This is a genomic window from Mycobacterium sp. IEC1808, from assembly GCF_002101935.1.
GTDB lineage: Bacteria > Actinomycetota > Actinomycetes > Mycobacteriales > Mycobacteriaceae > Mycobacterium.
Window position 1 is genome coordinate 65,477 of record NZ_LQPV01000062.1, and the last position, 23,163, is coordinate 88,639.

Below are 23,163 nucleotides of genomic sequence, written 5' to 3' on the forward strand. Positions count from 1 at the left end.
ACGGCGTTGGCGGTCCATTGACAGACCTCGCCGGACCGAGTAGACACAACGTCGCAAGACACATTGGTGTGATGTGTCGGATCGTCCGTCAGGGAGGCTGGCCGTGCGGACCACATTTCCGTTGCACTCCCCTGACTTCTACGCGGGCGATCCGTACCCGGCGTACCGGGAGCTGCGCGCGTCGTCGCCGGTGTGCTGGAACGACGTGACGAACTTCTGGGCGCTGCTGAAGTACGAGGACATCCGCTTCGTGTCGAGCAACCCCGCGCTGTTCAGCTCGACCGAGGGCATCACGATCCCCGATCCCGCACAGCCGAGCCCGGTCCAGCCCGGCAGCCTGATCTTCACCGACCCGCCGCGGCACCGGCAGATGCGCAAGCTGATCAACTCCGGCTTCACCCGGCGGCGGGTGGCCGTCCTCGAGCCGAAGATCCGCGAGATCGTGCGGGGCATCCTCGACGACGTGCAGCCCGATTCCGTCCACGAGTTCGCCGAAGAGATCGCCGCGCCGTTGCCCACCCGGATGATCGCCGAGCTCATCGGCGCCCCGCCCGACGACTGGGAGCAGTTCCGGGCCTGGTCGGACGCCGCCACCGGCAGCGCCGACCCGGAGATCGAACTCGATCCCCTGGTGGCCATGGGCCAGCTTTTCGAGTACTTCCAGAAGCTGATCGCCCAGCGACGCGTCGAGGGGCACGACGACCTGCTGTCGGTACTGGCGGGCGCGGAGATCGACGGGGTCCGGCTCACCGACGAGGACCTGCTCAACTTCGCCTTCCTGCTGTTGGTCGCCGGCAACGAAACCACCCGCAATCTCATCGCTTTGGGCACGTGCGCGCTGATCGCCCACCCCGACCAGTGCCGGCTGCTGGTCGAGGACCGCTCGCTGATCCCGGGCGCCGTCGAGGAGATGCTGCGCTGGAACAGCCCGGTGGTGCACATGGCCCGCACCGCGACAGCCGACGTCGAGATCCGGGGGCAGCGGATCGCCGAAGGCGACACGGTGGTGATGCTGTACGGGTCGGCCAACCGCGACGAGGACATCTTCGGCGCCGACTCGGAGGAGTTCAAGGTGACCCGCCACCCGAATCCGCACATCGCGTTCGGGTGTGGTGAACATTCTTGCGTCGGTGCGCAATTGGCCCGCCTGGAGGCCTCGGTGATGTTCGACGAGCTGCTGCGGCGCTTCCCCCGGCTGGAACTGGTCGGCGAGGTGGACCGGATGCGCGCCACCATGGTGCCCGGCGTGAAGCGGATGCCCGTGCGGCTCGGGACGGCCGAGTGATGGAGCTCGACTACACACCCGAGCAACAGCAGCTGCGCGCCGAGATCCGCGCCGCGCTGGAGCGGGTGATGACGCCCGAACGCACGATGGCGCTCAGCGAGCGGATGGAGGGCGGTCCCGAGGTGCGCGAATGCGTACGCGCCCTGGCCGCGGCCAACCTGCTCGGTGTCGGCTGGCCCAAAGAGTATGGCGGACGCGGGTTTTCGGCGATCGAGCAGTTCATCTTCGCCCAGGAAGCGCAGCGGGTCAACGCGCCGATCCCGCTGGTGACGCTCAACACGGTCGGCCCCACCCTGATGCAGTGCGGCACCGAGGAACAGAAGCGGAAATTCCTGCCCGCCATCCTCGACGGCAGCGTGGAGTTCGCGATCGGCTACTCCGAGCCGGGGGCTGGCAGCGACCTGGCGTCGCTGCGCACCACCGCGGTGCGCGACGGTTCGGACTATGTGATCAATGGCCAGAAGATGTTCACCAGCGGCGCCGCCTACGCCGATTACGTCTGGCTGGCCGCCCGCACCGACCCGAACGTCAAGAAGCACAAGGGCATTTCGATCTTCATCGTACCCACCTCGTCGCCCGGCTTCTCCTGGCAGCCGCTGCACACGATGCCGGGCATCTCCACCTTCTACACGTTTTACGACGACGTCCGGGTACCGGCCAGCGCCATCGTGGCCGGGGAAAACCAGGGCTGGCAGCTGATCACCACCCAGTTGAACTTCGAACGCGCCGCGCTGGGCAACCTCGGCGCGCTGGAGCCGCTGTTCGAGAAGACCCTGGATTGGGCGACCACCACCGAACTCGACGGCGGCCGCGTCATCGACCAGCCCTGGGTACGGCTCGCGCTGGCCAGGGTCGAGGCGCAGGTCGCCGCGTACAAGCTCGTCAACACGCGGGTGAACGCGGCGATGACGAAAGGCGAGCTGAACATGGGAGAGGCGTCGGCGGCCAAGGTTTTCGGCACCGAGCTCACCCAGCAGGTCGCCCGCCAGCTGCTGGAGGTGCTCGACGGCAACGGGGTGCGCCGCGGCGACGACGCGCCGCTGCGGGGCGCCCTGGAAACCGCGTACCGCTGGGCGGTCATCAACACGTTCGGCGGTGGCGCCAACGAGATTCAGCGTGACATCATCGCCATGGCCGGGTTGGGGATGCCGAGGGCACCCCGCGACCTTCGCCCCCAGCAAACAGGAGGATCATGACCGACCAAGATGCCGAGGTGCTTACGAAGCTGCGGGCGCTCGTGGGCCAGCCCACCGGCGGGACCGGAAAGCCCTCGGTGGCACCGGATCCGGTCAACCAGCCGATGATCCGGCACTGGGCCCACGCCCTCGACGACATGAACCCCGTCTACCTCGACCCGGAGTTCGCGGCGTCGTCGCGGTTCGGCGGCATCGTGTCGCCGCCGGTGATGCTGCAAACCTGGACGATGCCGTCGCCGAAATTGGAGGGCATCGGCGACCGGGGCGGCTCCCCCGTCGAGATCCTCAGCAACCCAACGGCATTCTTGGACGAGGCCGGATACACCAGCACGGTGGCCACCAACTCGGAGTTCGAGATCGAACGTTACCCACGGCTGGGTGACGTCATCAGCGCGACGTCGGTGTTCGAGGAAGTCTCCGACGAGAAGAAGACCGCGCTGGGCACCGGGTTCTTCTTGACATGGGTGATCACCTACACGGATCAGGACGGTGAGGTGCTGGGACGACAGCGATTCCGCGTGCTCCGATTCAGGCCGGCCCGCTGATGGCCCCCCGGCTGGCGCCGGCGATCAGCCCGGACACCGAGTTCTTCTGGAATGGCCTGCGCCAGCACAAGCTGCTGATCCAGCGCTGCGGCGGATGCGGGGCGCTGCGCCACCCGCCCCGCCCCATGTGTCCGAACTGCCGGTCCCTGGACTGGGAGGCCATCGAATCCGCTGGCCGCGGCACCGTGTACAGCTACGTGATGCCGCACGAACCCCGGTTCCCGTTCTTCGAATATCCCTACATCGTGGCGCTGGTACAGCTCGACGAGGGGGTGCGGGTGGTGTCGAACCTCTGTGGCATCGACCCCGCCGACGTCACGGTCGGGATGCCGGTCGAGGTCTTTTACCAGGCCTTCGATGACGACCTGGTGCTGCACCAGTTCCGGCCTCGGCAGTAGGTGGCGCAATGGATTTCACGTTCACCGAAGAGCAGGAGACGATCGCCAAACTCGCCCGCGACGTCTTCGAGCGCCGGGCCACCCCCGAACGGCTGACCGAGCTGGAGGCCGGCGAGACCCGTTATGACGCCGCGCTGTGGAGCGAGCTCGCGGCCGCCGACCTGTTGGGCACCGGGCTGCCCGAGGCGGCCGGCGGCACGGGCGGCGGCTTCCTCGAGTTGGGCGTGCTCCTGGCCGAGGTGGGCTTCAGCGTCGCGCCGGTGCCCGCGTACCCGACGCTCGTGCTGGGCGCCGACCCGATCGCCCGGCACGGAACCCCCGAACAACAACGGCGGTTCCTGCCCGGCGTCATCGCCGGAAACCGCATCCTGAGCGGGGGCCTGCAAGAGCCCGGCCGCTCCAATCCGACGCGGCCGTCCACCAAAGCCTCTCGCGACGGCGCGAATTGGCGACTCGACGGCGCCAAACAGCTGGTGCCGGCGGCGCAGCTGGCCGACACCATCCTGATCCCCGCCTGCACCGACGACGGCGACATCGGGGTGTTCCTGCTGCCCACCGACACTCCCGGCGTCGAGGTCCGCCCGGTTGCGACCACCAATCGCGAACCGCACGCGGACGTATTCCTCAATGGTGCAACCGTTTCCGCCGACGACCGGCTCGACGGCCCCGTCGAGTCGTTGCACACGCGCGCGCTGGTGGGCCTGTGCGCGATTCAGCTCGGCGTCGCCGAGCGCGCGCTGCGCATCGCGGCCGACTACACCAGCGGCCGTGAGCAGTTCGGCCGGCCGATCGGCAGCTTCCAGGCGGTGCAACAGCGGATGGCCGACGCCTTCATCGACGTCGAGGCGATCCGATGGACCACCTGGCACGCGGCGTGGCTCGTCGCGCGCGGACGTCCCCCCGAAGAGGCGCAGCGGGCGGCTCGCATCGCGAAGTTCTGGGCGGCCGAGGCCGGCGCCCGCGTCGCCGCCACCGCCCAACAGGTGCACGGCGGCATCGGGATCGACGTCACCTATCCCCTGCACCGCTACTTTTTGTGGGCCAAGCACAACGAGCTCGCCCTCGGTCCCGCCACTGCGCAGCTGGCCAGTATCGGCAGCACCTATTCGGAAGGAAACCGATGACAGCCACCCAAAGCCGCACCACCCTCAAGTGGGCCGACATCAACGTTAACGACGAGGTGACCCCGCTCGAGATCCCCATCACCACAACGATGATCGTCGCCGGCGCCATCGCGTCGCGGGATTTCATGCCGGTGCACCACGACCGCGACTACGCCAACAAACAGGGATCCCCGAACCTGTTCATGAACATCCTGACCACCAACGGGTTTTGCGTGCGCTTCCTCACCGACTGGGCCGGCCCCGAGGCGATGGTGAAGAACCTGTCGATCCGCCTTGGCGTGCCGTGCTTTCCCGACGATCCGCTGCGCTTCACCGGCAGCGTGACATCGAAGACGGAGGGATCGGACGGTGAGAACTTCGTCGAGGTGACGTTCAAGGGCTCCAACAGCCTTGGCGATCACGTCTCCGGCACCGCCGTCCTCAGCCTGCTCGACAGGGCCGGCTCATGAGCCGCTTGCTGCCCGGGAGTTGCGCCATCGTCGGCATCGGCCAGACCGAGTTCTCCAAGGAATCCGGACGCAGCGAGCTGCAATTGGCTTGCGAGGCGGTCAGCGCGGCGCTCGACGACGCCGGCCTGGAACCCGCCGACGTCGACGGCATGGTCACCTTCACCATGGACTCCAGCGACGAGATCGACATCGCCCGCAATGTGGGCATCGGCGACCTCAGCTTCTTCTCCCGCGTACACCACGGCGGCGGCGCAGCGGCCGGCACGGTCGTGCACGCGGCGATGGCCGTCGCGACCGGCGTCGCCGACGTGGTGGTGTGCTGGCGGGCCTTCAACGAGCGCTCCGGCTTCCGCTTCGGCGGCAGCGGGCGCGACATGAGCGCGACGCCGCTATTCATGGCGCACTACGCGCCGTTCGGATTGCTCACCCCCGCGGCCTGGGTCGCGATGCACGCCCAGCGCTACATGTCCACGTACGGGGTGACCAACGAGGACTTCGGCCGCATCGCCGTCGTCGACCGGGCGCACGCGGCCAAGAACCCCGACGCGTGGTTCTACCAGCGCCCGATCACCCTGGAGGACCACCAGAACTCGCGCTGGATCGTCGAACCCGTGCTGCGGCTGCTGGATTGCTGCCAGGAGAGCGACGGCGGGGTCGCTCTGGTGGTGACGAGCGCCGAACGCGCCCGCGACCTTCGCCAGCCGCCGGCCGTGATCACCGCAGCCGCCCAGGGCGCGGCCGCCAACGGGGAGATGATGACCAGCTATTACCGCGACGACATCACCGGGCTTCCGGAAATGGGGGTGGTCGCCAACCAGCTGTGGCGCGATTCGGGCCTCAAGCCCCAAGACATCCAAACCGCCTTCATCTACGACCATTTCACCCCGTTCGTGTTCACGCAGCTCGAGGAGCTCGGCTTCTGCGGGCGCGGCGAGGCGAAGGACTTCGCGACGGTCGAGCGGCTCTCGCTGGGTGGGGAATTTCCGATCAACACCAACGGCGGGCTGCTCGGCGAGGCCTACATCCACGGCATGAACGGCATCACCGAGGGCGTGCGGCAGGTGCGCGGCACGTCCCACAACCAGGTCGAGAACGTCGAGCACGTGCTGGTCACGTCCGGAACCGGCGTCCCCACCAGCGGCCTGATCCTCGCACCCGCCGATTAGGGGGAACTCATGCCCAAGCTCGCGGTATTGACCGCACCCGGGGGGCCGATCGCGCTGGCCGAATTCCCGCTCACCGCGCCCGCGCCGGGGACGGCGGCGCTGCGACTGCGGATGGCGGGGATCTGCGGATCCGACCTGCACATCTTCCGGGGCGAGCTGCCGTTGCCGTGCCCGTTTGCCCTGGGTCACGAAATGGTTGGCGAGATAGTCGAACTCGGCGAGGGGATGACGACCGACGCGACCGGCAAGCCGCTCACCGTCGGCGACCGCGTCGTCACACCGTACTTCTGGACCTGCGGGCAGTGTCACGCGTGCGCGCGCGGCAGGTCGTACGCGTGCCAGAACCTGATGGCCGGCGAATATCGCACGCACGAGCAGGCCCCGCACTTCGTGGCCGCGCACGGCGAGTACTACTACACCAGCCGGCGGCAGCCGTTGTACAAGGTGCCCGAGGAACTCCCCGACGAAGCCGTGACACCGCTCAATTGTGCTCTGGCGCAAGTGCTGTTCGCGCTGCGCGACGTGCGGCTGGGCGACACGGTCGTCATCCAGGGCGCGGGCGGGTTGGGCATCAACGCCGCCGCCGTGGCCCGGACCGCCGGCGCAGCGGCCGTCATCGTCATCGACAAGATCGCCGAACGGCTCGACGTCGCATCGGATTTCGGCGCGACCCATTGCATCGATGCCAGCGACATCTCGTCGTACGAGGTGACCGAGCTTGTCCGTGCACACACCGACGGCATCGGCGCCGACTGGGTGCTCGAGGTCGTGGGCGTGCCAGGCGTCATCCCCGACGGAATCGGCTTCTTGAACAACGGCGGCACCCTGCTCGAGGTCGGCAACGTCGGGATGGGGCGCACCTTCGAGCTCGACCCCAGCGCCCTCGTCTACGGCAACAAGTCGGTGCGCGGCGTGATGCTCTACGACCCGGTCACGCTGGCGATCGGCTTGTCCTTCCTGCGGCACACCGATTTTCCGTTCGATCGGCTGATGCCCAAGCCCTTCCGGCTGGACGACGTCAACGAGGCCTTCGCCGCGGCCGATGCCGGGCTGGTGCCGCGGGGAGCGTTGGTGCCGTGATGTCACAAGCGGCGGAAACCACCGATACGCGGGAACTCATCGTCGAGTCCGCATTCGTTTGTTTTGGCAAGCAGGGGCTGCAGAAGGCGACGATCGTCGACATCGCCCGGACAGCCGGCGTGTCGCGCAGCACCATCTACGAGTACTTCAGCGACAAGGCCGAAATCATCGAGGCGTGCGCCGAACACGCGTCCGAACGCTTCTACCGCGAGATGTCCAGGGCGATGGCCCAGGGCAGCTCGCTCGAGGACAAGCTCTGCCGCGCAGCGGTTTTCGTGACCCAGGCGCGGCGGGTCATCGCCTCCGAGAAGTACTTCGACGAGGACGCGGTCAGCCTGCTGCTTACCAAGGACGCCGCGGTGTTGCTGCGCGAGTGCGTCGACTTCTTCGCGCCGTATCTCGCCGCGGCGCGGCTCACCGGTGAGGTCCGCAAAGACCTCGACATCGAGGCGGCCGGCGAATGGTTCGCCCGGATACTCTTCTCGCTCTTCAGCACCCCGTCGTCGACCCTGGACATGGACGATCCCGAGGTGGCGGCGGAGTTTGTGCGCGCACACGTGGTGCGGGGCTTCGGCAGCGATCGCCCGCGACCCCGCCGCGGTTAGCGGCGGCATCGAGTGTGCAACCACGGCGTTGCGTGTGCATCCATGGCGGGATTCGGGCGATTTTTCCACCTTGTGCTCACACTCAAGTACCCGACTTCACACTCAGCGGCGCTGTTGCGGCCAAACGGTTTCGGCGACATGCACCGGGCGGCCGTGGCCCGGGAGCAGGTGCGCAACGGGTAGTTCCTCCAGACGCTCGCGGGTGGCGGCGGCGCTGGACGCGTCGACGATTTCGGTTGTGTGCCAAACCCTTCCGCGAACGGTCAGCACGGCGTCACCGGACAGCAGCGTCCGGGTCGTCGGGTTCCACAGCGCGACGCTGTCGTCGGTGTGACCGTTCGCATTGATCACCGTCCACTCCGGCGCGCCGGGCAGCGGCTGGCCGTCGGCGAGGCCGCCGGCCGGCGCCGGACCCCTCCAGCGCATGCCGAGCGGCGTGCCATATCCCGCCACCCGGGCGCCGCCGACGAGGCCGGCCACGCCGACCCGGTCGAGCGGCTGGTCGATCATGGTGGGCCAGATCGTCGCGGCCTTGGCCGGCGTCGGGGTGCGCGGTTTCACGCCGTCGAGGTAGGTGAGCGTCGCCTCGGGCAACCAGATCGGCGCGCGGTGCCGCGCAGCCAGTTCCACCGCGCCGGCCACGTGGTCGCTGTGTCCGTGCGTCGCCACCACGGCCTGCAGGGTTCCGCCGCGGCACAGCACCGCAGCGAGATCGCCGGCGACCCGCGGCAGCCCGGCGTCGACCACCACCACGCCGTCGTCGCCCCGCACGACATAGCAGTTGAAGATCCAGCGCGACACCCGCGTGACGCCGATGTCGGGCATCTCATCGACAACCAGGCTCATGCCCGAGAGGCTACGCCCGGCGCACGCGACCGCTAACCCGCGCCAGGCACCGGAATCGGGAAGTCCAGGGGCGGCGACCACGGCGGGGCCGGCGGCGCCGGCGGCGGCGTGGGCGGCGGACCCGCGGGCTGCCCGGGCGGCGGGGGTGGCGGGGGGTCGGCGTGCGCCGCGCCGGCGCCGATACCGGATGCGCCCACCCCCAGCGCCGCGGCGACGGTGAAACCGGCCAACAGCTGCTTGATACGCATGGCCCGAATCTATATCGAGTGTGCATCCTGGGCGTTGAGTGTTGCGACTAGGCGGGATTTCGGCGAAATCTTCACCCTGGGTTCACATTCAACGCCGTGCGTTCACACTCAATGCGTCAGCGCGCGCAGGAAGAACGCCAGGTTGGCCGGCCGCTCGGCGAGCCGCCGCAGGAAGTATCCGTACCACTGGGTGCCGAACGGCACGTATACCCGCACGCGGTTGCCCGCGTCGGCCAACCGTCGCTGCTCGCCGTCGCGGATGCCGTAGAGCATCTGGTATTCGAGATCTCCGGCGACGCGGCCGGATTCGGCCACCATGGCGGGCACCAGGGAAATGATGGCCGGATCATGCGTCGCGACCATCGGATAGCCCGACCCCGCCATCAGCACCCGAAGGCAACGCAAGTACGAGTCGGCGACGTCGGCGGCGTCCCGGTAGGCCACCGACGCCGGCTCGTCATAGGCGCCCTTGCACAACCGGATCCGTGCGCCGGACGCGGCGAATTCCTCGCAGTCGCCCAGCGTGCGCCGCAGGTAGGCCTGCAAAACCGCACCCAGCCAAGGGAAGTCGGCGCGCAGGTCGTGCACGATCGACAGCGTCGAGTCGGTGGTGGTGTGGTCCTCGGCGTCCACCGTCACCCAGATACCCGCGCGCCGCGCGGCCGAGCAGATGGACCAGGCGTTCTCCCGCGCGATCTTCTCGCCGTCGCGCTCCAGCGACTGGCCCAGCGCCGACAGTTTGAGCGACACCTCCAGCGGCCGGCCGCCGTCGTCACCCAACTCGCCGGACCGGCCCAGCGCCTCGATCAGATCCAGGTAAGTCTGCGTCGCCGCGTCGGCGTCGTCGGCGTCGGTGACGTCCTCGCCGAGGTAGTCGACGCTGACCCAGCGGCCCGAATCACGCAGCGCAGCAACGCTCTTGAGCGTGGACTCGATCGTCTCCCCCGGCACGAACCGGCGCACCACCCGGCGGGTGATCGGCAACCGCTCGGCGGCCCGGCGCAACCCCTCGCGCCGCCGGGCCGCCATGATGGCCGGACGCACGGTGCGGGCGAACAGCCCGCCCATCAGTCGGCCGCCATGTGCGGATAGGTGTGGTCGGTGGCCGGGACGAACGTCTCCTTGATGGTGCGGGCCGACGTCCAGCGCAGCAGGTTCAGCACCGATCCGGCCTTGTCGTTGGTGCCGGACCCGCGCGAACCGCCGAACGGCTGGCGCCCGACCACCGCCCCGGTCGGCTTGTCGTTGACATAGAAGTTCCCGGCGGCGAACCGCAGCCGCTCCTGCGCGGTCAGCACCGCGGCCCGGTCGTCGGCGATGACCGCGCCGGTCAACGCGTACCGCGAACCGGTGTCGATGACGTCGAGGATTCGTTCGTACTGGTCGTCGGGATAGACGTGCACCGATAGCAGCGGGCCGAAGTACTCGGTCGCAAAGGACTCGTCGGTCGGGTCGTCGGACAGCAGCACGGTCGGCCGCACGAAATAGCCGAAGGCGTCGTCGTATTCGCCGCCCACCGCGATGGTCATCCCGGGCGCGCCCTTCGCCCGCTCGATGGCGTCGACGTTCTTGATGAAGGCGCGCCGGTCGATCAGGGCGCCGCCGTAGTTGGTCAGGTCGGTGATGTCGCCGTAGCGCAGCGCGGCCGTCTTGCCCAGGAACTCGTCGCCCATGCGCTGCCACACCGAATGCGCGACGAACGCCCGCGACGCCGCCGAGCATTTCTGCCCCTGGTAGTCGAAGGCCCCGCGAATCAGCGCCGTGCACAACACATCCGGACGCGCCGAGGCGTGCGCGACGACGAAGTCCTTGCCGCCCGTCTCCCCGACCAGCCGCGGATAGCTGCGGTAACGGCCGATGTTCGCGCCGACCCGCTGCCACAGCTGTTCGAAGGTGGTCGTCGACCCGGTGAAGTGGATGCCGGCCAGCCGCGGATCGTCCAGGGCCACATCGGAAACCGCGAACCCGTCGCCGGTCACCAGGTTGATCACGCCGGGCGGCAGGCCCGCGGCCTCCAGCAATTGCATGGTCAGATACGCCGACAGCGTCTGGGTGATGGACGGCTTCCAGACGACGGTGTTGCCCATCAGCGCGGGCGCGGTCGGCAGGTTGCCGGCGATCGAGGTGAAGTTGAACGGCGTGATCGCGTAGACGAAGCCGTCCAACGGGCGGTATTCGCTGCGGTTCCACTCGCCGGGTCCGCTGATCGGCTGCTGCGCCAGGATCTGTCGAGAGAACGCGACGTTGAACCGCCAGAAGTCGACCTGCTCGCACGGCGAGTCGATCTCGGCCTGGTAGGCGGACTTGGACTGGCCGAGCATCGTCGCGGCCGCGATCTTTTCCCGCCACGGCCCGGCCAGTAGGTCGGCGGCCCGGAGGAACACCGCGGCCCGCTCGTCGAAGGGCATCGCCGCCCAGGCGTCCTTGGCGGCCATCGCGGCCTCGATGGCGGCCGTCGCGTCGGCGTGCCCGGCGTTGGTCAGGGTGCCCAGTGTCGCGGCGTGCCGGTGCGGCTGGACGACGTCGATGCGCTCGCCGTCGCCCATCCGGTGGTTGCCGGCGATGACATGCGGCAGGTCGCTCGGGTTGTCGGCGAGTGCGCTGAGTTCGGTGAGCAGGCGCGCGCGTTCGGGGGATTTCGGGGCGTAGTCGTGAACCGGCTCGTTGCTCGGCAGTGGAACCTGGGTGATCGCGTCCATGCCGCTAAGGGTCCCCCGCGCGGGCCAGGATCCTGTTAGCCGATTGGACAAGAATTGCGGCATTGAGTAGTAGGATCAGACAACATGCAAACGGCGCGGGTCGGCCTGGGCCAGCTGCTGCTCGCGCTGGACGCGACGCTGGTCAGCCTGGTGGACGCCCCCCGCGGCCTCGACCTGCCGGTGGGATCGGCGGCGCTCATCGATTCCGACGACGTGCGGCTGGGCCTGGCCGCGGCGGCCGGTGCGGCCGACGTCTTCTTCCTGCTCGGGGTCCGCGACGACGAGGCGCTGCGATGGCTCGACCAACAAGCGCGCGCGCCGGTCGCCATTTTCGCCAAGGAGCCGTCGGCCGCCCTGGTGGCGACGGCGGTCGCGGCCGGGTCGGCGGTGGTGGCCGTCGAACCGCGGGCGCGCTGGGAACGGCTCTACCAATTGGTCAACCACGTCCTGGAACATCACGGCGACCGTGGCGATCCCGTCGACGATTCGGGCACCGACCTGTTCGGCCTGGCGCAGTCGCTGGCGGACCGCGTCCACGGCATGGTCTCCATCGAAAACGCCCAGTCGCAGGTGCTCGCCTACTCGGCCTCCAACGACGAGGCCGACGAGCTGCGCCGCCTGTCCATCCTGGGGCGCGCCGGCCCGCCCGAGCATCTGGAGTGGATCGGCCAGTGGGGCATCTTCGATGCGCTGCGGTCCAGCGGCGAGGTCGTGCGCGTCGCCGAGCGCCCGGAGTTGGGCCTGCGCCCGCGGCTGGCGATCGGGATCCATCAGCCAACGGCCGGTGCGCGCCGGCCGCCGACATTCGCCGGCACCATCTGGGTGCAGCAGGGATCGCAGCCGCTGGCCGACGACGCCGACGAGATGTTGCGCGGGGCAGCGGTTTTGGCCGCCCGGATCATGGCCCGGCTGGCCGCTCGGCCGTCCACCCATGCGCGACGGGTGCAGCAACTCCTCGGCCTCACCGACGACGAGCCCGCCGATGTGCCCGCCATCGCCCGCGAACTCGGTCTCGCCGCCGACGGGACCGCCGCGCTCATCGGCTGGGACACCCGGGCCCGGCATCCGCGGCTGGCCGACGTCCTGGCGTTGAGCGCCAGCGCCTTTCGCCGCGACGCTCAGGTCGCCGCGCGCGGCTCGCGCATCTATGCGCTGCTGCCGCAGACCGCGCCCACCCGGTCGGTCACCTCGTGGGTGCGCGGCACGATCGGCGCGCTGCGCACCGAACTCGGCGTCGAGCTACGCGCGGCCATCGCCGCGCCGGTCGTGGCCCTCACCGAGGTCGCCGCGGCGCGCGCGGAGGTGGACCGCGTGCTCGACAGCGCCGAGCGACACCCGATTCTCGGACAGGTGACCACGCTGGCCGAGGCGCGGACCACCGTCCTGCTCGACGAGATCGTCACCCTGGTCGGCGCCGACAAGCGCCTGGTCGATCCCCGGATCCGCGACCTACGGGAGCAGGATCCCGTGCTGGCCGAGACGCTGCGCACCTACCTGGACAGCTTCGGCGACGTCGGCGCCGCCGCGTCCGCGCTGCGGGTGCATCCAAACACCGTCCGCTACCGGGTGCGGCGGATCGAGAAGTTGCTCGGCGCCTCGATGTCGGATCCCGAAGTGCGACTGGTGTTCTCGCTCGGGTTGCGGGTTACCGAACGCCCAGCCTAGTTATCCACAGTTGGCAGTTTGTCCACAATTGGGCTTCTCACTAACGGTTCACGTCAGTCGGGATCACTAGGTTCGAAACTATGTTCGATTCCCAGGCGCCGGACGCCGACGTGGTGGACGCTATCACCGACGGCGCTCGCGCCGAGTCGGCCGCCGCGGCGCACCGGTTGGCGGCGATCGCCGAGCTGGTCACCCGCCGCGCCGATGGCCCGACGGATCGCGCGCACTGGTCGTGCGACAACTGGGATGCAATAGCCGCCGAAGTGGCCGCGGCGCAGTGCATTAGCCATGCGCTGGCGTCGGGGCAGATGTATTTGGCGGTGGCGCTGCGCGACCGCTTGCCCAAGGTCGCGGCCCTGTTCGCCGAGGGCGCCGTCAGCGTGCGGCTGGCCTCGGCGATGGTGTGGCACACCGACCTGATCAAAGACCCCGACACACTGCGGTTGGTCGACGAGGCGCTGGCCGCCGACGCCAGGCACTTCGGCCCGATGTCGGTGAGCAAGACCGCGCAGGCCATCGACGCCATCGTGGATCGCCACGACCCCGGGGCCCTGCGACGCGCCCGCGCCGGCGCGCGCGGGCGCCACGTCACGATCAGCCCCGCAGACGACCAGTCCGGCACCGCAGCCCTGTGGGGTTCGCTGCTGGCCACCGACGCGGCCGTGTTGGAGCGCCAACTGACCCACATGGCCGGGCAGGTTTGCCGGGACGATCCCCGCACGCTCGATCAGCGCCGCGCCGACGCGCTGGGCGCCCTGGCCGCGGGGGGTCAATACCTCGCCTGCGCGTGCGGTGGCGCCGAGTGCCCTGCTGCCGGGGAGGCCGACCCGCGCGCCGGCGCAGTCGTCGTCCACGTCGTCGCCCGCGAGGACACGTTGGACGCCCAGCCCGACCCGCACACTTCCGGCGAGCGCCCGTCGCGACCGATCACCCCGGGGATGACCCTGGCCGAGGCGCTGGCCCCCGAGCCCGAACCTCACCTGCCGCGCACGCCGCGGCCCCCGGCCGCGCATCTGCTCGGCGGCGGCACGCTGCCCGCGTCGATGGTCGCCGAGTTGATCCGCGCCGGAGCCAAGGTCACGCCGGTGCGCTTTCCCGCCGATGCCTTACCCGAACCGAACTACCGGCCCTCGGCGCAGCTACAGCGGTTCATCCGCTGCCGCGATATGACCTGTCGCTTTCCGGGCTGCGACCGGCCCGCCGAATTCGTCGACATCGACCACACCATCCCCTACCCGCTGGGGCCCACCCATCCGTCCAACCTCAAATGCCTGTGCCGCAAACATCACCTGATCAAGACGTTCTGGCCCGGCTGGCGCGACGCGCAGTGGCCCGACGGCACCGTGGTGTGGACCTCGCCGAGCGGACGCAAATACAAGACCTATCCGGGCAGCCGGCTGCTGTTTCCGACGCTATGTCTGCCAACGGGCGAATTACCTGCTGCCCCAACGACATCCCCACCGCCGGGCGACCGCGGGATCATGATGCCCACCCGGCGACGCACCCGTGAACAAGACCGCAACCGCCGCATCGACGCCGAACGCGCCCTCAACGCCGACCGCGTCGCCGAACGCAACAAGCCCCCGCCCTTCTAGGGATTGACCGGCGAGCGCTTCATATCTCGTTGATGATCTGCTCGCGCTTGGCGGCGTACTCGGCCTCCGAGATCACCCCCGTGGCGCGCAGTGTTTCCAGCTCTTGCAGTCGCTGGGCGATCGACCGCCGCGGCGGCGTGGCAGCGGGTGGGCTCATTCCCGGCGCGATCCCAAGGCATTCCGAAATGCGCTGCAGGACAACGTCCTTCCCTTCGGCCAGGGCCGCCAAGCCCAACTGCGTGGCGCTCCAGTGGCGGGTTCCACCATGGTCAATCCAAGTTTGGCAGACGAGTCCGGCACGCTCCAAGAGCTGCACAACCTCCAACACGCTCACAAACGGGGGAAGCGCGGGATTATGAAAACACCAGGAGGAGAGCAGGCTTTGATCGATGCCCCCACCGGCGTCGGGGCTGAGGAGGCCGAGCGTGGGCCACTTTGCTCCTTCTGGGCCGAATGCTCGCATCACCTCTGCGGCCTGCTCGGCCAACTGGCGGTCTAACTCGCCGATGCGTTTCTCAGGGCCATACCGGTCCATGAGCAAATGGTCCCACCCCGCAAGCCGCGGCGGTAGGGCGTCGTCACTCGCCGATGCCACGCCCGTGTGGAAAACCATTTCGCCGGCCGGTGATCTGCGAGCGTCAACTTGTGATGGCGCGTATACAGAGCATGGTTGGGCCAACTCTCATGAACAAGGTTTTCGATGACTGAGGAGATGTCCGCCGCACCAACTAGCATCGACCCGCGCTGCGAGGGGAGAAGCTAAGCGATCCCATTGCGCGGCCGGTCTTTTCGCTCGGTCTTCCTATTGCCAGTCGACCGGCAGATCGCCCGCATGGTTGGGGCAGACGTCAATGGTGGCGGCCTTCAGGACGTGCGCCGCATCCAGTGGCGGCATTTCCTTGGACAGCACCACGAAGGCGTACTGCCCCGCATACGACGAATACCCCTGGATCATCGCGTCGGCGTGATCGTCCATCAGCGCACACGCTTCGCGCTCGCGGTTGGTGTCGGAGTGTGCGAAGCCGGTGCCAAACCAGGCGGCCAGGCCGACGGCCGCGGCGGTGGTGATGGCCCGAGTGGCGCTCCGGCCGGTGCCACAGTATTGGCGTGTGTGCAATTTCTTAGGGGACATGTCGAGTTTTACCCGAGCGACCCAGAAATTAAACGAAATAAACCCGCCGAATTTCGAAAGCTATTTGTCGCGACCGACAATTATTACATTAAAAGACAGGCGTCGAATAACCCCGTCAGCCCAATTGATACGACTCGCGGGACACCCGGAAAAAGTGCCCGGTCCCGGCGTCGGTGCACGTCACCCCATCGGGCTGGCTGCTGCACGTGATCGCGCCGAGCGATCTCGACTGACCCAAGCCGAGCGCCGGCCACGACCCCGCCCCCGAACCGAGCGCCGAGTACGTGCAGGCGACGTAGGGAGCCTGGCCCTGGTCGAGCCGGAAATCGCGACCCAGATCCGATCCGGGCGGACACGGTCCCCCATTCTTGTCCCGGCCCACTGCCTGCGGGACCGGGTAGGTGTGGTCACCGATCTGGCACACGGCAATCGGCAGCGGAGCGTCCTCGCCGTTGAGAATGCATCGAATGTCTCCCGACGCGGACGCGAACTGCTGGTAATTGTCGTCGGCGTGCGCGCTCGCCGCGCCGAAAAGCAATAGGGCCGGGGCGACAACGGCAACCGCCGCGGAGATCCTGTTCATTCGGTGCTCCCTTCCCGCGATGTTCGGGTGCGGCATGAACAAGCCGAAAGGCAACTTTTGCACGCCGGTAATCATCGCATCCGGGACCGCCCGCCGCGCCACAATAGTTATTTTCACCATGAAGACAATTCCATGTCTTGCAGCGGGTTTCGATCCGGATAGGCTTCTTTGGTGACAAGAAAGCCGTCGTCATATTTGGTGCTGGCTTCCCAGCGCAGCGGCAGCACGCTGCTGGTCGAATCGCTGCGCGCGACCGGCGTCGCCGGCGAGCCGCAGGAGTTCTTCCAATACCTGCAAACCACCAGCCAGGCCCCGCAGCCGCGGGAGTGGTTCGCCGATGTGGACGACGCGTCGATCCTGAGCCTGCTCGATCCGCTCGACGAGGGGAAGCCGGACCTCGCGCCGGCCGAGGTCTGGCGCGACTACATCCGCACCGTCGGGCGAACCCCGAACGGCGTGTGGGGCGGCAAGCTGATGTGGAACCAGACGCCGCTGCTGTTGAGCCGCGCCAAAGACCTCCCCGAGCGATCGGGCGACGGCCTGAGGGCCGCGATCCGCGACGTCATCGGCGAAGAGCCGCTGCTCATCCACGTGCACCGACCCGACGTGATCTCCCAAGCCGTGTCGTTCTGGCGCGCGGTGCAGACGCGGGTGTGGCGGGGCAGGCCCGATCCGGCGCGCGACGCGCGCGCCGTCTACCACGCCGGGGCGATCGCGCACGTGGTCCGCATGTTGCGTGCTCAGGAGGAGGGCTGGCGGAGGTGGTTTGTCGAGGAAGACGTCAAGCGGATCGAAGTTCCCTATCCGGTGTTGTGGCGCAACCTGACTCAGGTGGTGGGAACCATCCTCGAGGAACTGGGCCTCGACCCGCGGCTGGCGCCGCAGCCGGTGCTGGAGCGCCAAGCCGACCAACGCTCCGACGAGTGGGTGGAACGGTACCGCGCGGACGCCGAGCGAGACGGGCTACCAACCTAACGGCGACGAACGCGGGCACCGCCCTTGCGCCGCCGCCGGTTTCGACCGGGCCGTCGACCTAAATTCAGCGCGAGCCAATCGCTTGGTCGCCGGCGCCGGCCGGACAACGATGTCATCGTGAGCGAACAGGATTCGAAGCCGCTCGGTTGGCGCGAGCGGCTCGGCTCGGTGTCGGTGGACTGGTGGGCGACCTTGCTCGCCGGCGTGATCACCGCATTGGCGGTGGCCAACGTGCTGCCGAAGATTCCGTGGTGATCGCGTGAGCACCACCGAAGTCCAATCCCCAGAATACGAAGACGCGCTCGACGAGCCCGCCTTCACCAGCCGGCGGCCGCTGGATTACGTGCCGGGCATCCTGCTGCTGATCGGCGTGGGCCTGCTGGGCAAATACGCCCAGATCTGGTGGAACGCGCTGGCCAAACACCACCACTGGCACGTCCCCGACATCGAATACGTGTTGTGGGCCATCGTGATTGGGCTGCTGATCACCAACACCGTCGGCCTGCACCGGATATTTCGCCCCGGTGTGCAAACCTACGAGTTCTGGCTCAAGGTCGGGATCGTGGTGCTGGGGGCCCGGTTCGTGCTCGGCGACATCGCCAAGCTGGGCGGGCTGAGCCTGATCCAGATTCTGGTCGACATGGCGGTCGCGGGAACCATCATCATCGTCGCCGCCCGCGCATTCGGGTTGTCCGGAAAACTCGGCTCCCTCCTGGCCATCGGCACCTCGATCTGCGGGGTGTCCGCGATCATCGCCGCCAAGGGCGCGATCCGGGCGCGCAACTCCGACGTGGCCTACGCGATCGCCGCGATCCTGGCGCTGGGCGCGGTGGCCCTGTTCGTGCTGCCGCCGCTGGGACACTCGATCGGCCTGACCGATCGCGAATTCGGCATCTGGGCGGGGCTGGCGGTGGACAACACCGCCGAAACCACCGCCACGGGCTATCTGTTCTCCGACCACGCCGGCAAGATCGCCGTGCTGGTCAAGTCGACCCGCAACGCCCTGATCGGTTTCGTCGTCCTGGGCTTCGCGCTGTATTGGGCCGCGCGCGGCCAGGCCGACGAGATCGCCCCCGGCTTCAAGGCCAAGGCCGTGTTCGTCTGGACGAAGTTCCCGAAGTTCGTGCTGGGTTTCCTGGCCGTCTCGGCGATCGCCACCGCGCACTGGCTGACCAAGGGGCAAACCGCCAACCTGGCCAACGTGTCGAAATGGGCGTTCCTGCTCACATTCGCCGGCGTGGGCCTCAACACCGACATCCGGCAGATCGCCCGCACCGGGTGGCGCCCGCTGGTCGTCGCGGTCATCGGCCTCACCGTCGTCGCGACGGTGTCGCTCGGCATCGTCCTGCTCACCTCCCGCGTCTTGCATTGGGGCGTAACGGCCTAGCGGATACCCGGGCGGTAACCTGGCCCGCAATGTGGATCACCATCCTGGTGATGGCCGTCGCCGTCAGCCTCGAACCCTTCCGGGTCGGCATGACGGTACTGATGTTGAACCGGCCACGGCCGATGCTGCAGCTGCTGGCGTTCCTGTGCGGCGGCTTCGCGATGGGCATGAGCGTGGGCCTGGTCGTGCTGTTCGTCTTGCGGCGCAGGCTGCTGTGGTCGACGTACCTCACGCTGCCGCGGGTGCAGGTCTGCATCGGCGTACTGGCGCTGTTGGCCGCGGCCGCGCTGGTCCTGACCCGCAACCGGGTGGCCGTCCCGGAAACGGTGACGACGCGCGCGCAGCGGCTGGTGGCCGGGCGGTCGCTGTGGGTGGCGGGCGCGGCCGGCCTCGGAATCGCGTTGCCGTCGGTCGACTATCTGGCCGCGCTGGCCGTCATCCTGGCGTCGGGTGCCGCGGCCGCCACGCAGGTCGGCGCGCTGCTGATGTTCAACGCCGTGGCCTTCGCCCTGGTGGAGATTCCCCTCGTGGTCTACCTGCTGGCGCCCCAAGCGACGCGCGACTCGATGGCGGCGCTGCACAACTGGATCCGCTCGCGCCGCCGCATCGAGGTCACCGCGCTGCTGGCCGCGGTCGGGTGCGTCCTGCTGGCGGTCGGCCTAGCCGGTATCTGAGGCCAACACCGAAACCAGCAGGGCCGCCAGTCGTTTCAGGACCCGGCGGCCTTCGCGGGGTCCTCGATGATGTGATACGCGGGGTCGACCAGCGCCATCGGTTGGGTGCCGCTCTGCCGGGGCTTGCCGGTGATCCGCAGCAGCTGACCGGGCTGGATGTCGGCGCCGCCGCGGCCGTGCCGGAATGTCACGCAGATCTCGCCGCTGTTGTCCCCGACGACGACGCGCCGGACGGTGCGCCTGCGTTCGTTGACGTCCTCGACTTCGTTGACCCGCCCCTCAAAGGTGGCGCGCTGCCCGGGAATAAGACCCCCGACGGTGATCACCGACGCCGACCGATCGGGGTGTTCGTAGGCTTCGACTTCCTGTTCCTCGTCCCTCGAGACCCACGCCTCGATCTTGTCGAGCTCGCGGGAGATTCGTTGCTCGAACCCTTCGGGGTAAGCCTCCTTGATCCGCGAATCCACGTCGTAGGGAACGATGGTCGCCGCGGCGTCCGGGATCAGGCTGACCGCCCGGGCCACCTTGTCGGCGGTGCGGTCGTGCAGCAGGCGCCCCAACAGCGGGGCGTAAGTCCGGCGGGGCAGCAGCACGGTGACGTTGGTGTTCCGGTGTTCGTCGCGCGCCTTGGCGACCAGCACCTGCGCGGCACGCGTGACCCGGCGGTCCGGGCAGTCGACCACCCGCAGCGGGGTGTCGAGATCGAAGTCGTCCCAACGCTTTCGCAACGCCTTCGCGTGGGCGTCGTCCACCATGAAGTGCACCGCGACCAATTCGTCGGCGCGCAGCCCCCTGCCGTAGCGCAGCGCTTCGATGACCGCGAGGTCGAGGGAGTTCACGAACACGAACACCTTGTGCCGGGCGTACTTCACCAATTCGGGGCGGTCCGTGCGGAACATCTCGAGGATGGCCGCCTCGGCGCGGTATTCGCGGTTCAGCCGCGTCAGCGCGAACACCAGCACGGGAAAGACCACGACCACCAGCCAGGCGCCCTCGGTGAACTTCGCCACCGCGAAGATTCCCACCACGATGGTCGACAGGATCGCCGCGGACAGGTTGATCGCGAGGCGCCGTCGCCACCCCGGCTCCCGATGGGTGAGATGGTGTTTGGTCATCCCGTAGCCGGCCATCGAGAAACCGGTGAACACGCCGATCGCGTAGAACGGGACGAGGGCGGTGACCGAGCCGCCGGTCGCCAGCAGCAGCACCACCGAAAGCCCCGTCAGCGTGATGATGCCGTTCGAAAACACCAGCCGGTGGCCGCGTTTCATCAGCTGGCGCGGCAGGAAACGGTCTTCGGCGACGAAGCTCGCCAGCGCGGGGAATCCGTTGAAGCTGGTATTACCGCCGGTGAACAGGATGGCGGCGGTCGACGCCTGCACGAGAATGAACAGGACGTTGCCAATCGCCCCGTTGCCGAAAACCGCGCGGGCAACCTGCGACAGCACCGACGGATATCCGGCCTCGAACGGCGTCGAGTGGGTGACGAACGTCAGGTAGGCGACGCCGGCCAGCAAGAACCCGAGTATGCACGCCATGATGGTGAGCACCCGGCGGGCGTTGCGTCCCTGCGGCTTACGGAAGACGTTCACCGTGTTGGAGATCGCCTCGACCCCCGTCAGCGACGAACCGCCGTTGGCGAACGCACGCAGCAACACTAGCACCGTCGCGCCCATCACCAGGCCGTCCCCTCGATGAACCGGCACCGCCCCGGCGATGTGCTCCGCGTCGTAAGTCGGTAATCCCCAAAATATCTCGCGAATGACGCCGGTCGCGATCGTCAAGCCGATCATCGCGACGAAGAAATACGTCGCAACGGCGAACGGCCGCCCCGCTTCCTTCAACCCGCGCAGGTTTGCGTAGCACATGACGATCACCACACCCACCGTGATCGCCAGGCTGTAGGGACCGAGCACCGGGATCGCCGACACCACCGCCACCGTGCCCGCGGCCGTCTGCACCGCCACGGTGACCACGTAGTCGATCAACAACGCGGCGGCGGCGACCTGCGCCACCCGGGGCCCGAAATTCTCGCGTGCCACGATGTATGAGCCGCCCGCACGGGTGTAGGCCATCACAACCTGGCGGTAGGACGCGGCCACCAAAGCCAGGATCACCAAAATCACGCCGTTAATGGGCAGCAACAACGTGAATGCCGCCAGCCCCGCAGCCGGCAGCAGCTCGATCAGGATCTGTTCGCTGCCGTAGGCGGTGGACGAGATCGCGTCGGGTGCAAGCGCGCCGAGCGCAACCCCGTTAGAAAGCCTCTCGTGTGTCAGCTTCTCGGTGATCAGCGGCTTCCCGAGAAACACGCGCTTGGCGATGTCCCCGACCGACGTCGGGATCGGGACCTTGCTCGTAGAAGTTGTCACGACCTGCATTCTGCCGCTCGGCCGGTTCGCGCGGCGGGCGGACGGGCTAAGTCAGCCGCGAGACCGCCGCGGCGATGCGCTCGTCGGTGGCGGTCAGCGCGACCCGCACGTGCCGGGCACCGCCCGGGCCGTAGAAGTCGCCGGGCGCCACCAGGATGCCGAGGGAGGCAAGCCGCGAGACGCTGTCCCGGCACGGCTCGCCGCGGGTGGCCCAGAGATAGAGGCCGGCCTCGGAATGGTCGACGGCGAAACCGGCGGAGCGCAGCGCGGGCAACAGGGCGGCGCGCCGCCGTTCGTACCGCTCGCGCTGCACCCGCTCGTGGCCGTCGTCGTCGAGCGCTGCCACCATGGCGGCCTGCACCGGCGTCGGCACGATCATTCCGGCGTGTTTGCGCACCGCGAGCAGCTCGCCGACCAGGGCCGGATCCCCGGCGACCAGGCCGGCCCGATAACCGGCCAGCGACGAGCTCTTCGACAGCGAGTGGATCGCGAGCAGCCCGGTATGGTCGCCGTCGCACACCGAGGGATGCAACACCGACAGCGGTTCGGCGTCCCAGCCCAGCCCCAGGTAGCACTCGTCGGAGGCGACGATCACCCCCCGCTCGCGCGCCCATCCGACGACCTTGCGCAGGTGGTCGACGCCCAGCACCCGACCGGTCGGGTTGCTCGGCGAGTTCAGGTAGAACAGCGTCGGGGATTGCGGGCCCACCTGGGTCAGCGAGTCGGCGCGCAGCACCGGGGCCCCGGCCAGCCGCGCGCCCACGTCATACGTCGGGTAGGCCAGCTCCGGCACCACGATCAGGGCCTCGCGGCCCAGGCCCAGCAGCGTCGGCAGCCAGGCGATGAGTTCCTTGCTGCCGATCACCGGCAGCACGGCCGCCTCGGTCAGCCCGGTGATCCCGAAACGGCGGGCCAGCGCGGCGACCGCCGATTCGCGCAGTCGCGCCGTGCCGGCGGTGGCGGGGTACCCGGGGGCCGAGCTGGCGGCCGCCAGCGCCTCCCGGATCAGCGGCGCGACTGGGTCTACCGGGGTGCCGACGGACAGGTCGACGATTCCGTCCGGATGCGCCGCGGCCCTCGCCTTCGCGTCGGCCAGCGTGTCCCAGGGAAACTCCGGCAGGGACGCCGACACCGTTCCG

The 23,163-nt window shown here is 68.6% G+C and carries 23 protein-coding genes and 1 pseudogene; 15 read left to right on the forward strand and 9 right to left on the reverse strand.

Going from position 1 to position 23,163, the window contains the following annotated elements; genetic code table 11:
• Positions 1–103: 103 nt before the first annotated feature.
• The 9 genes from AWB92_RS24110 to AWB92_RS24150 are packed head-to-tail and all read left to right on the forward strand — an operon-like array spanning position 104 to position 7,848.
• Entirely contained in the window at positions 104–1,285 is a 1,182-nt protein-coding gene (locus AWB92_RS24110; protein ID WP_085190147.1) for a cytochrome P450, read from the forward strand.
• Complete coding sequence (locus tag AWB92_RS24115) at positions 1,285–2,481, forward strand: acyl-CoA dehydrogenase family protein (protein ID WP_085190148.1); 1,197 nt, start codon at positions 1,285–1,287, stop codon at positions 2,479–2,481. The genes AWB92_RS24110 and AWB92_RS24115 overlap by 1 nt, the downstream gene beginning before the upstream one ends.
• A complete protein-coding gene (locus tag AWB92_RS24120) occupies positions 2,478–3,026 on the forward strand; it encodes a MaoC family dehydratase N-terminal domain-containing protein (protein WP_085190149.1) in 549 nt (182 codons plus the stop codon). Before AWB92_RS24115 ends, AWB92_RS24120 begins: the two co-directional genes overlap by 4 nt.
• Positions 3,026–3,424 (forward strand): Zn-ribbon domain-containing OB-fold protein, encoded by a 399-nt coding sequence (locus AWB92_RS24125; protein WP_085190150.1) that lies wholly within the window; start codon positions 3,026–3,028, stop codon positions 3,422–3,424. The genes AWB92_RS24120 and AWB92_RS24125 overlap by 1 nt, the downstream gene beginning before the upstream one ends.
• Before the next feature lie 8 nt (positions 3,425–3,432).
• Positions 3,433–4,548 (forward strand): acyl-CoA dehydrogenase family protein, encoded by a 1,116-nt coding sequence (locus AWB92_RS24130; protein WP_085190151.1) that lies wholly within the window; start codon positions 3,433–3,435, stop codon positions 4,546–4,548.
• Positions 4,545–4,997 (forward strand): MaoC family dehydratase, encoded by a 453-nt coding sequence (locus AWB92_RS24135; protein WP_085190152.1) that lies wholly within the window; start codon positions 4,545–4,547, stop codon positions 4,995–4,997. The genes AWB92_RS24130 and AWB92_RS24135 overlap by 4 nt, the downstream gene beginning before the upstream one ends.
• Positions 4,994–6,163, forward strand: coding sequence for a lipid-transfer protein (locus tag AWB92_RS24140; RefSeq protein WP_085190153.1), 1,170 nt, complete (start codon positions 4,994–4,996; stop codon positions 6,161–6,163). Before AWB92_RS24135 ends, AWB92_RS24140 begins: the two co-directional genes overlap by 4 nt.
• Positions 6,164–6,172: 9 nt before the next feature.
• The gene (locus AWB92_RS24145) at positions 6,173–7,243 is read left to right on the forward strand and encodes a zinc-binding dehydrogenase (RefSeq protein WP_085190154.1); all 1,071 of its coding nucleotides are present in this window, start codon (positions 6,173–6,175) and stop codon (positions 7,241–7,243) included.
• Positions 7,243–7,848 carry a TetR/AcrR family transcriptional regulator gene (locus AWB92_RS24150; RefSeq protein WP_085190155.1) on the forward strand — a complete coding sequence of 202 codons (606 nt, stop codon included), beginning with the start codon at positions 7,243–7,245 and terminating at the stop codon, positions 7,846–7,848. Before AWB92_RS24145 ends, AWB92_RS24150 begins: the two co-directional genes overlap by 1 nt.
• 102 nt (positions 7,849–7,950) lie before the next feature.
• Here the strand turns inward: AWB92_RS24150 and AWB92_RS24155 are convergent, their stop codons facing one another.
• The 4 genes from AWB92_RS24155 to pruA all read right to left on the reverse strand — a co-directional run bounded on the left by AWB92_RS24155 (position 7,951) and on the right by pruA (position 11,641).
• On the reverse strand, positions 7,951–8,694 hold the full coding sequence (locus AWB92_RS24155) for an MBL fold metallo-hydrolase (RefSeq protein ID WP_085190156.1): 744 nt from the start codon (positions 8,692–8,694) through the stop codon (positions 7,951–7,953).
• Positions 8,695–8,726: 32 nt separating this feature from the next.
• The gene (locus AWB92_RS24160) at positions 8,727–8,942 is read right to left on the reverse strand and encodes a hypothetical protein (RefSeq protein ID WP_085190157.1); all 216 of its coding nucleotides are present in this window, start codon (positions 8,940–8,942) and stop codon (positions 8,727–8,729) included.
• Positions 8,943–9,050: 108 nt separating this feature from the next.
• Positions 9,051–10,010 (reverse strand): proline dehydrogenase family protein, encoded by a 960-nt coding sequence (locus AWB92_RS24165; protein ID WP_085190159.1) that lies wholly within the window; start codon positions 10,008–10,010, stop codon positions 9,051–9,053.
• Entirely contained in the window at positions 10,010–11,641 is a 1,632-nt protein-coding gene (gene pruA, locus AWB92_RS24170; protein ID WP_085190161.1) for an L-glutamate gamma-semialdehyde dehydrogenase, read from the reverse strand. Before pruA ends, AWB92_RS24165 begins: the two co-directional genes overlap by 1 nt.
• 84 nt (positions 11,642–11,725) lie before the next feature.
• Here pruA and AWB92_RS24175 point away from each other — a divergent pair, with 84 nt between their 5' ends.
• On the forward strand, positions 11,726–13,306 hold the full coding sequence (locus tag AWB92_RS24175; RefSeq protein ID WP_085190163.1) for a helix-turn-helix domain-containing protein: 1,581 nt from the start codon (positions 11,726–11,728) through the stop codon (positions 13,304–13,306).
• 80 nt (positions 13,307–13,386) lie between these two features.
• The gene (locus AWB92_RS24180; RefSeq protein WP_085190165.1) at positions 13,387–14,901 is read left to right on the forward strand and encodes an HNH endonuclease signature motif containing protein; all 1,515 of its coding nucleotides are present in this window, start codon (positions 13,387–13,389) and stop codon (positions 14,899–14,901) included.
• 19 nt (positions 14,902–14,920) lie between these two features.
• Here AWB92_RS24180 and AWB92_RS29635 read toward each other — a convergent pair.
• From AWB92_RS29635 to AWB92_RS24195, 3 genes and pseudogenes are all read right to left on the reverse strand, one after another.
• Positions 14,921–15,025: pseudogene (locus AWB92_RS29635) on the reverse strand (SHOCT domain-containing protein); the annotation flags it as partial.
• A 678-nt stretch (positions 15,026–15,703) separates the two neighbouring features.
• On the reverse strand, positions 15,704–16,018 hold the full coding sequence (locus AWB92_RS24190; RefSeq protein WP_085190170.1) for a hypothetical protein: 315 nt from the start codon (positions 16,016–16,018) through the stop codon (positions 15,704–15,706).
• A gap of 130 nt (positions 16,019–16,148) precedes the next feature.
• Positions 16,149–16,616: a hypothetical protein gene (locus tag AWB92_RS24195; RefSeq protein ID WP_142282288.1), complete on the reverse strand. Its 468-nt coding sequence runs from the start codon at positions 16,614–16,616 to the stop codon at positions 16,149–16,151.
• A 171-nt stretch (positions 16,617–16,787) separates the two neighbouring features.
• On the opposite strand from AWB92_RS24195, the gene AWB92_RS24200 reads away from it, so the two are divergent.
• The 4 genes from AWB92_RS24200 to AWB92_RS24215 all read left to right on the forward strand — a co-directional run bounded on the left by AWB92_RS24200 (position 16,788) and on the right by AWB92_RS24215 (position 19,652).
• On the forward strand, positions 16,788–17,591 hold the full coding sequence (locus tag AWB92_RS24200) for a Stf0 family sulfotransferase (RefSeq protein WP_085190174.1): 804 nt from the start codon (positions 16,788–16,790) through the stop codon (positions 17,589–17,591).
• A 117-nt stretch (positions 17,592–17,708) separates the two neighbouring features.
• Complete coding sequence (locus AWB92_RS30130; RefSeq protein WP_173817477.1) at positions 17,709–17,846, forward strand: hypothetical protein; 138 nt, start codon at positions 17,709–17,711, stop codon at positions 17,844–17,846.
• A 4-nt stretch (positions 17,847–17,850) separates the two neighbouring features.
• Complete coding sequence (locus AWB92_RS24210) at positions 17,851–18,978, forward strand: YeiH family protein (protein ID WP_085190178.1); 1,128 nt, start codon at positions 17,851–17,853, stop codon at positions 18,976–18,978.
• Between the two features lie 29 nt (positions 18,979–19,007).
• Entirely contained in the window at positions 19,008–19,652 is a 645-nt protein-coding gene (locus AWB92_RS24215) for a GAP family protein (protein WP_085190180.1), read from the forward strand.
• Between the two features lie 35 nt (positions 19,653–19,687).
• On the opposite strand, the gene AWB92_RS24220 is transcribed toward AWB92_RS24215, so the two are convergent.
• Together AWB92_RS24220 and dapC are read right to left on the reverse strand one after the other, a co-directional pair.
• Positions 19,688–22,024 (reverse strand): APC family permease, encoded by a 2,337-nt coding sequence (locus tag AWB92_RS24220; RefSeq protein ID WP_085190334.1) that lies wholly within the window; start codon positions 22,022–22,024, stop codon positions 19,688–19,690.
• 46 nt (positions 22,025–22,070) lie between these two features.
• Complete coding sequence (dapC, locus tag AWB92_RS24225; protein WP_142282289.1) at positions 22,071–23,156, reverse strand: succinyldiaminopimelate transaminase; 1,086 nt, start codon at positions 23,154–23,156, stop codon at positions 22,071–22,073.
• Positions 23,157–23,163: the final 7 nt, after the last annotated feature.

Coding starts and splice junctions, on each gene's coding strand:
- AWB92_RS24115 (WP_085190148.1), top strand. CDS start 1,285: ATGGAGCTCGACTACACACCCGAGCAACAGCAGCTGCGCGCCGAGATC.
- AWB92_RS24120 (WP_085190149.1), top strand. CDS start 2,478: ATGACCGACCAAGATGCCGAGGTGCTTACGAAGCTGCGGGCGCTCGTG.
- AWB92_RS24125 (WP_085190150.1), top strand. CDS start 3,026: ATGGCCCCCCGGCTGGCGCCGGCGATCAGCCCGGACACCGAGTTCTTC.
- AWB92_RS24130 (WP_085190151.1), top strand. CDS start 3,433: ATGGATTTCACGTTCACCGAAGAGCAGGAGACGATCGCCAAACTCGCC.
- AWB92_RS24135 (WP_085190152.1), top strand. CDS start 4,545: ATGACAGCCACCCAAAGCCGCACCACCCTCAAGTGGGCCGACATCAAC.
- AWB92_RS24140 (WP_085190153.1), top strand. CDS start 4,994: ATGAGCCGCTTGCTGCCCGGGAGTTGCGCCATCGTCGGCATCGGCCAG.
- AWB92_RS24145 (WP_085190154.1), top strand. CDS start 6,173: ATGCCCAAGCTCGCGGTATTGACCGCACCCGGGGGGCCGATCGCGCTG.
- AWB92_RS24150 (WP_085190155.1), top strand. CDS start 7,243: ATGTCACAAGCGGCGGAAACCACCGATACGCGGGAACTCATCGTCGAG.
- AWB92_RS24155 (WP_085190156.1), bottom strand. CDS start 8,694: ATGAGCCTGGTTGTCGATGAGATGCCCGACATCGGCGTCACGCGGGTG.
- AWB92_RS24160 (WP_085190157.1), bottom strand. CDS start 8,942: ATGCGTATCAAGCAGCTGTTGGCCGGTTTCACCGTCGCCGCGGCGCTG.
- AWB92_RS24165 (WP_085190159.1), bottom strand. CDS start 10,010: ATGGGCGGGCTGTTCGCCCGCACCGTGCGTCCGGCCATCATGGCGGCC.
- pruA (WP_085190161.1), bottom strand. CDS start 11,641: ATGGACGCGATCACCCAGGTTCCACTGCCGAGCAACGAGCCGGTTCAC.
- AWB92_RS24175 (WP_085190163.1), top strand. CDS start 11,726: ATGCAAACGGCGCGGGTCGGCCTGGGCCAGCTGCTGCTCGCGCTGGAC.
- AWB92_RS24180 (WP_085190165.1), top strand. CDS start 13,387: ATGTTCGATTCCCAGGCGCCGGACGCCGACGTGGTGGACGCTATCACC.
- AWB92_RS24195 (WP_142282288.1), bottom strand. CDS start 16,616: ATGAACAGGATCTCCGCGGCGGTTGCCGTTGTCGCCCCGGCCCTATTG.
- AWB92_RS24215 (WP_085190180.1), top strand. CDS start 19,008: ATGTGGATCACCATCCTGGTGATGGCCGTCGCCGTCAGCCTCGAACCC.